This is a genomic window from Nguyenibacter vanlangensis (assembly GCF_013376155.1).
GTDB classification, from domain to species: domain Bacteria; phylum Pseudomonadota; class Alphaproteobacteria; order Acetobacterales; family Acetobacteraceae; genus Gluconacetobacter; species Gluconacetobacter vanlangensis.
This window is the reverse complement of the sequence record NZ_JABXXP010000101.1, coordinates 1-7,502: the sequence shown is the minus strand read 5'-3', so window position 1 is coordinate 7,502 and position 7,502 is coordinate 1. Positions and strand designations below refer to the sequence as shown.

Annotated in this window: 6 protein-coding genes; 2 read left to right on the top strand and 4 right to left on the bottom strand. The window is 67.3% G+C overall.

From position 1 onward, the window contains the following. The 4 genes from HUK84_RS07550 to HUK84_RS07535 form a co-directional block, all read right to left on the bottom strand. On the bottom strand, positions 1-261 hold a 261-nt coding region (locus HUK84_RS07550), incomplete at its 3' end, for a potassium-transporting ATPase subunit C (protein WP_176639741.1). A 12-nt stretch (positions 262-273) separates the two neighbouring features. After that, positions 274-2,370 (bottom strand): potassium-transporting ATPase subunit KdpB, encoded by a 2,097-nt coding sequence (kdpB, locus tag HUK84_RS07545; RefSeq protein WP_176639742.1) that lies wholly within the window; start codon positions 2,368-2,370, stop codon positions 274-276. A gap of 109 nt (positions 2,371-2,479) precedes the next feature. Next, the gene (gene kdpA / locus HUK84_RS07540; protein ID WP_176639740.1) at positions 2,480-4,186 is read right to left on the bottom strand and encodes a potassium-transporting ATPase subunit KdpA; all 1,707 of its coding nucleotides are present in this window, start codon (positions 4,184-4,186) and stop codon (positions 2,480-2,482) included. A 3-nt stretch (positions 4,187-4,189) separates the two neighbouring features. Next, positions 4,190-4,279 carry a potassium-transporting ATPase subunit F gene (locus tag HUK84_RS07535; protein WP_176639739.1) on the bottom strand — a complete coding sequence of 30 codons (90 nt, stop codon included), beginning with the start codon at positions 4,277-4,279 and terminating at the stop codon, positions 4,190-4,192. A gap of 340 nt (positions 4,280-4,619) precedes the next feature. On the opposite strand from HUK84_RS07535, the gene HUK84_RS07530 reads away from it, so the two are divergent. Further along, positions 4,620-5,870, top strand: coding sequence for an outer membrane beta-barrel protein (locus tag HUK84_RS07530; protein WP_176639738.1), 1,251 nt, complete (start codon positions 4,620-4,622; stop codon positions 5,868-5,870). Between the two features lie 278 nt (positions 5,871-6,148). Next, positions 6,149-7,246, top strand: a complete 1,098-nt coding sequence (locus HUK84_RS07525) for an acyltransferase family protein (RefSeq protein ID WP_176639737.1) — start codon at positions 6,149-6,151, stop codon at positions 7,244-7,246. The last annotated feature ends 256 nt before the right edge of the window (positions 7,247-7,502 follow it).

The window sequence follows — 7,502 nt, the reverse complement described above, 5'->3', positions numbered from 1 at the left end:
ATTCGACCCGCCCGACGCGGCGGCGTTATAGGGCGCGCCCGCCGTCGCCGAGGGGCGCGGATGAACATAGCGCGCCTGCGTGAAATCCTGCCCGATCAGCGCCGAGCCCACGGCGCGCCCCTGCGCCACGACCACGCTGCCCCGCGCCTGGTGCGGCAGGATGATCTGCGCGATGCCGGTCAGCGCCAGCGGATAGATCAGCCCGGTCAGCACCGAAAACGCGGCCAGCAGCACCAGGGCCGGACGAACATGACGGACCATGACGGGATCCTTTCAAACCAGATGCAGCAGATTGACCAGCAGGTCGATCACCTTGATGCCGGCGAACGGCACCGCGATCCCCCCCGCGCCATAGACCAGCAGATTGCGCCGCAACAGCGCCGCCGCCCCCACGGGCCGGTAGCGCACGCCCCGCAGCGCCAGGGGAATCAGCGCCACGATGATCAGCGCGTTGAAGATGATCGCCGACAGGATCGCGCTCTGCGGCGTGCCCAGCCGCATGATGTTCAGCGCCGCCAGTTGCGGATAGAACCCGATGAACATCGCGGGAATGATCGCGAAATACTTGGCCACGTCATTGGCGATGGAAAAGGTCGTCAGCGCCCCGCGCGTCATCAGCAACTGCTTGCCGATCCCCACGATCTCGATCAGCTTGGTCGGGTCGCTGTCCAGGTCGACCATGTTCCCCGCCTCGCGCGCCGCCATGGTGCCGGTATTCATCGCCACCCCGACATCCGCCTGCGCCAGCGCCGGCGCGTCATTGGTGCCGTCGCCGCACATCGCCACCAGCTTCCCCGCCTCCTGCTCCTTGCGGATCAGCGTCAGCTTGGCCTCCGGCGTCGCCTGAGCCAGGAAATCGTCCACCCCGCTTTCCGCCGCGATCGCGGCGGCGGTCAGCGGATTGTCGCCGGTGATCATCACGGTGCGGATACCCATCCGCCGCAATTCGGCGAAACGCTCGCGAATTCCCCCCTTCACCACGTCCTTCAGATGCACCACCCCCAGCAGCCGCCCGGCATCAATGACGGCCAGCGGCGTCCCGCCGCCCTTCGCGATCGTCTCGGCGATCTCGCGCACCGCCTGGGCAGCGGGATCCTGGGCAGCCGAGTCCCGCGCTGCCCGGTCCTGCGCTATCTGGGCCAGCACGCTGTCCACCGCCCCCTTGCGGATCTGCCGCCGCCCGATATCGACGCCGCTCATCCGCGTCTGGGCGGTAAAGGGCACGAAACGCGCGTCCAGCGCATGCATCTCGCGCCCGCGAATGGCAAAGCGCTCCTTGGCCAGCACGACGATCGACCGCCCCTCGGGCGTCTCGTCGGCCAGCGACGCAAGCTGCGCGGCATCCGCCAGCTCCAGCGGCGTCACCCCGGGCACCGGGACGAAATCGGCCGCCTGCCGGTCGCCGATCGTGATCGTCCCCGTCTTGTCCAGCAGCAGCGTATCCACGTCCCCCGCCGCCTCGACCGCCCGGCCCGACATGGCCAGCACGTTGAAACGCACCAGCCGGTCCATCCCGGCAATGCCGATCGCCGACAGCAGCGCACCGATCGTCGTCGGGATCAGGGTGACGAACAGCGCCACCAGGACCAGCACCGAAATCCGCCCGCCGGCATAGGCGGCAAAGCTGGGGATCGTCGCCACCGCGAAGATGAAGATCAGCGTCATCCCCGCCAGCAGGATGGTCAGCGCGATCTCGTTCGGCGTCTTCTGCCGCTGCGCGCCTTCGACCAGCGCGATCATCCGGTCCAGGAAGGTCGCGCCCTGCGCGGCGGTGATCCGCACGATGACCCAGTCCGACAGCACCCGCGTGCCCCCTGTCACCGCCGAGCGATCGCCGCCGCTCTCGCGGATCACCGGCGCCGATTCCCCGGTAATCGCCGATTCGTCGACCGAGGCGATGCCCTCGATCACCTCGCCGTCGCTGGGGACGAAATCGCCCGCCTCCACCAGCACCACGTCCCCCGGCCGCAGCAGCGGCGCCGGCACGGATTCGCATATCCCGTGCCGCGACCAGCCGCCGTCATGCTCGGGCGTCAGGCGCCGCCCCAGCGTCTCGGTCCGCGTGCGGCGCAGGCTCTCGGCCTGGGCCTTGCCCCTGCCCTCGGCCAGCGCCTCGGCGAAATTGGCGAACAGCAGGGTAAACCACAGCCACAGATTGATCTGTACCGCAAAGCCGGTCTGCGGCGCCCCCCGCGCCAGGTCGCGCGCCAGCAGGACGGTCGTCAGCACGGTGACGATCTCGACCACGAACATCACCGGATTGCGCCACAGGATTCGCGGATCGAGCTTGCGGAAACTGTCGACGATGGCCGGCCCGATCAGTTCGGGCCGCATCAGACCGCCGGACGGCCGATGCGGCCGCCCATGCATATCGGGCGCCAGCCTGGGTTTGGGAACATGAATGGTCATCGCCTGTCAGCCTGCCAGGAAGGAAATTCGGGGAGGGAAATTCGGGGGAAGGATATCCAGGGAAAGAAAATCACGAGAGTACACCGCGCAGCATCGTCAGGTGCTCGACGATCGGCCCCAGCGCCAGCGCCGGCAGGAAGGTCAGCCCCCCGACGATCAGGATCACGCCGCAGACCAGCCCGATGAACAGCGCCCCCTGGGTGGGAAACGTGCCGGGCGAGGGCGCCAGCGTGCGCTTGGCCGCCATCGCCCCCGCGATCGCCAGCGCCGGCACGATCACGAAGAACCGCCCGACCATCATCCCGATGCCCAGCGTGACGTTCCAGAACGGATTGGCCGTCAGCCCCGCGAACGCGCTGCCGTTATTCGCCGCCGCCGAGACATAGGCATACAGCGCCTCGGAAAATCCATGCGGACCGCCGGTCGACAGCGCGGCCTTCCCAGGCGCGACCACCACCGCCAGCGCGGTCAGGCCCAGCATCATCAGCGGCAGGCACAGCACCGCCAGCATCGTCATCTTGATCTCGCGCGCCTCGATCTTCTTGCCCAGATATTCCGGCGTCCGCCCGACCATCAGCCCGGCCATGAACACGGCGATGACGGCGAACAGCACGAAGCCGTACAGCCCCGACCCCACGCCGCCGAAGATGATCTCGCCCAGCATCATGTTGACCATCGGCACCATGCCGCCCAGCGGCAGGAAGCTCTCATGCATCGCATTCACCGCGCCGCATGACGCATCGGTGGTGACGGTGGCGAACAGCGACGACGCCGCGATGCCGAACCGCACCTCCTTGCCTTCCATGTTCCCCAGCCCCGGATTCACCCCCAGCGCGGCGAAGGCCGGGTTGGCATGCGCCTCGGACCAGTACAGCACCGCGACCCCGATCAGGAACAGCGCCGCCATCGCGGAAAACACCGCCCAGCCCTGCGCCTCGTCGCCGACCATGCGCCCGAACAGGTTCGTCAGCCCCGCCCCCAACGCGAAGATGCACAGCATCTGCATGAAATTGCTCAACGCGGTCGGATTCTCGAACGGATGCGCCGAATTGGCGTTGAAGAACCCGCCGCCGTTGGTGCCCAGCATCTTGATCGCTTCCTGGCCGGCCACCGGCCCGACCGCGATTGTCTGGTGCGCGCCTTCCAGCGTGGTCACGTCCACCGAGCCGGCCAGGGTCTGCGGCACGCCCTGCCAGACGAACAGCAGCGCCAGCACGATGCAGGCCGGCAGCAGCACGTACAGCGTCAGGCGCACCAGATCGACCCAGAAATTGCCGATGGTCGCGGCCGACCGCCGGGCAAAGCCGCGGATCACCGCCACCGCCACCGCGATCCCGGCGGCGGCCGACAGGAAATTCTGCACCGTCAGCGCCAGCATCTGGCTCAGATGACTCATCGTCGTCTCGCCGGCATAGCTCTGCCAGTTGGTGTTGGTCAGGAAACTGACCGCGGTGTCATAGGCCAGGTCCGGCGCCACCGCCCCACGGCCCAGCGGATTGAGCGGCAGCACGCCCTGCAGCCGCAGGATCAGGTAGACCGCCAGGAAGCAGAACAGCTTGAATGTCAGCACGGCCATGGCATAGCCGCTCCAGGACTGCTCCTCCGCCGGGTCGATCCCCGCCAGCCGGTACAGGCCGCGCTCCACGCCCCCCACCAGTTTCGTCGGCACGATCCGCTCGCCCGCCGTCACCCGCGCCAGATACCCCCCGATCGGCCGCGTCATCGCCACGACCAACAGGAAAAAGACGAAAATCGTCGCCCAGCCCGCCACGGTCATTCATCAGAACCTTTCAGGACGGACCAGCACCAGGGTGACATAGGCCAGCAGGACGACCGTCACCGCCGCGCCCAATACCAGATCCAGGCTCATGGCTCAGATCCTCCGGCAGAACGAGACGAACCCGGCGCAGGCGGCAAATCCCGCCAAACCGAGCCCCAGATACAGAACGTCATGCATGTCGCCTCTTCTCCGCGATGGATGATCCTGCGGTCCACGCCGCGCCACACCGATTATCCGACGACCGCCATAGGAATGAGAGAGGGACCGCCGCCCCGCCGCATAGGAATCTCATAGGAATGCGCGCCCAAATGCACGCACCGCCGCCGCGCGGCATGGCGTTCCGCGAACGCCTCGGGCATGGTCCCGGCGAAGACGTTTTCTCCTGTCCCGCTTTCTCCCTCCTGCGGAAAAGAAAATAAAATTCTTTGCCATGCAACAAAATATCGGAAATTTCTCTTTCTGGCGCCCGACCGGCTGCGCCCTGCTCGCCCTGCTCGGCACGTGGTCACACATGCCCTCACAAGCGCGGGCGCAGGGGGCGAAGGACTGGTTCGACGCCATCACCGTCAGCGGCCAGATCGAGGGCGGCATCGACGCCAACCCGGCGCGCCCCGCCGACGGCAATAATTTCGGCCGGCTCATCGGCGACCGCGCCACCCAGGCCCTGCTCGACCAGGTCACGATCACGATCGCGAAAACGGTCGACCAGACATCCTCGTCCTATCAGGCCGGCTTCCTGCTGCGGGGCCTGTACGGCGCCGATGCGCGCTATTACAACATCGCCGGCATTTCCGACCGCGCGCTGACCGGACGCAACCAGGTCATGCCGGCCCAGGCGCATCTCGACCTGCACCTCCCCTGGCTGACCCGTCACGGGCTGGACATGCAGGCCGGCATCCTCGCCGCGCCGATGGGGGTGGAAACGCTCGATCCGGCGATGCGGTCGTTCTACACGCTGGCCTATACGACGGAATATTCCACGCCGTTCGAACATGTGGGCGCGATGGTCCAATTTCATGCCACCGACCGATGGGACATCCTGTTCGGCGTCGATACCGGCAACCAGGTCTCGTTCGGGCACGGCGACGACAACGATGCCGCCGCGGGTTATTTCGGCCTGGCGGGCAACGGCCTGGCCGGCGGCAGACTATCCCTGCTCTATCTGTCCCGCGTCGGGCCCGAGGACGCGGTGCGCGCCCTGGGCCCGCGCGCCAACGGCGCGCAGCGCTTCTGGAACGACCTCGACATGACCTTCAAGGTCGATGACCGCCTGTCCCTGACCGGCGAATTCAACGCGATGCATGACGAAGGATTGCGCGCCGATACGGTCAGTTTCGTCGGTTTCCTCGGTTATCGGCTCACGCCGACGCTCACCGTCAATTATCGCGGCGAGATCTATCGCGACAATACCGGGCAATTCGTCACCGGCTTCCTCGGCGACGCCGCCTATATGCGCGCCCTGCTCGGCGAGCCCGCCGCCACCCGGACCGCCCCGCCCACCACCTATGGCGCGCTCACCCTGGGCGTCACCTGGCACCCCACCCTGGGGCGCCCGTTCAAACTGTTCGAGATCCGCCCGGAAATCCGCTTCGACCGCTCCCTGAACGGCACCACGCCCTTCAACGGACTGCGCAACGCCGGCATGTTCGCCTTCGGCGGCGACGCGCTGCTGGGCTTCTGACCCCGCCCCCGGATCTCCGACGCCCTGCCGCGCGCCTCTCTCAAGTCAAACCATATGAAAATCCAAACAGGACCGCATTCCCGCACCTGTCATCCACGACATGCACGAACCTGAAGGCATCCCGCGCGCTATAGACTCCGTCACGGCGCAACCGTTCACGGAATGGTCACCCGTTCCATTTCCGGATGCATCAACTTTATTCTTCCGATAAGCGATTATGCGACGTGATATTCCTGCCAACGGCTCAAGGCCACCGGCTCAAGAAGGAAACCGGCGTCATGGCGAGGCGTCTCTTTCACACGCTGGACGGGCTGCGCGGTCTGGCGGCCGTGGCGGTCGTACTGGTCCATATGGGTAAGGTGTCGTTCCCGACGATCTGGTATCCTGCCGGGGGCTATCTCGCGGTGGATCTCTTCTTCGGGCTCAGCGGCTTCGTCCTGGCCGAGGCATACGCCGCCAGGCTGGATGCGGGGCTGTCCCTGGCGGCCTTCATGCAGAAACGCATCGTGCGCCTGTGGCCGCTCTACGCGCTCGGGCTCGGGCTCGGCGCGGCCGCCGCGGCCTTGCGGATCGCATCCCATCACGCGCCGCCCTCAGCCCTGGCCCCCTTCCTCCCGGCGCTCTTCTACTGCCCATGGTTCGGAGCGGACGGCGTGCTCTACCCGCTCAATTTTCCGGCCTGGTCGCTCTTCTACGAACTGCTCGCCAATATCGTCATGGCGGCGGCGTGGCGCAGGCTCGACAACCGGACGCTGATCGGCCTGGTGTGCCTCTCCGCGCTCGGTCTCGTGGTGTCGGCCCGTCTCCTGGGCTCGCTGAACGCCGGAATGATCTGGAGCTGGGCGCCGGCCGCCCTCGCACGCGTCGGTTTCTCCTTCTTTCTCGGCATCCTGCTGTGGCGCGCCGGCCCCCGCCTCCTGAATGTCGGCGTCCCCCCGAACGTCAGCGCATGGGTGCCGATGGGGCTGCTCGCCCTCGCCCTGGCCGTCGATACGCACCACATCCCGCGCCCGCTGCTGGACCTGTCCGAGGTCTTTTTCCTGCTGCCGGCGATCATCTGGCTCGGCGCATCGACACGGCCGACGGGCGCCAGCCTGATGATGTTCGAAGCCCTCGGAGGCGCGTCCTACGCCCTCTATGCCGTTCACGCACCGATCCTCGGCCTTGCCGCCGCCTTTCTGAACAGCGGGCTGCATATCCCCCCGAACACCGCATCCCCCTGGCTCTGCCTTGCCATACTTGCCGGACTCGTCCTGCTCGCCTGGTCGCTGAACAGACTGGACGTCGCATTCCGCGCCCGCCTCGATGCGCCCGCGCGATGGATGACGCAACGCGCCGCCAGGGCGCAGCCCGCCGACGAGGCCATCCGGGGCTGACCTTGCCGGCGCGCGGCACGCGGCCACCGGGTTCCCGGCCGGCACGCGATGGGATAATTTCCTGGAATTGTTTCCTGGAATAGTTTCCCCTGCCGCACCCGCACCGACAAGAGCCGCCCCGCGTGACCACCCCGCCCCCCTATACCGCCCACTGGTCCCCCGCCGTCCCCGATCGCGGTCTTCCGCACGGCGATGCCCCGGCGGCCTATCCGGCCCGCTATCCCGTCCGGCTGCGCGACGGCTCCTGCCTCGACCT